The sequence below is a fragment of the Shewanella sp. AS16 genome (assembly GCF_021412365.1).
GTDB classification, from domain to species: Bacteria; Pseudomonadota; Gammaproteobacteria; order Enterobacterales; family Shewanellaceae; genus Shewanella; species Shewanella salipaludis.
This window is the reverse complement of sequence record NZ_JAKCLK010000365.1, coordinates 1-285: the sequence shown is the minus strand read 5'-3', so window position 1 is coordinate 285 and position 285 is coordinate 1. Positions and strand designations below refer to the sequence as shown.

Below are 285 nucleotides of genomic sequence, written 5' to 3'. Positions count from 1 at the left end.
CAGCCACTCCCTGGATTGGTCGAGGTAGACACCGCCGTTTCCGGAAGCATCGCTCGTTCCCCATTCTGTGACGAAAATCGGCGCTCCTTTGCTGAGTGCATAGTCTGCTTTATCCCGCAAAGACTGACCGTGCGTACCCGCATAAAAATGGAGCGCGTACATAACATTGCCGTCTTTCAGCTGATTGTCCGCCGCATCGTTGACATCTTGGCTCCAAGTGCCTGTCCCAACGATCACAATATTTTTCGGAGAATTTTTGCGGATCACGGACAAAATGTCTTCAGC

The 285-nt window shown here is 51.6% G+C and carries 1 protein-coding gene; it reads right to left on the bottom strand.

Features of this window, described 5'->3' with window-relative positions:
* The coding region (locus tag LZP73_RS20675) for a cellulase family glycosylhydrolase (protein WP_234236847.1) at nucleotides 1–285 on the bottom strand (285 nt) is incomplete at both ends.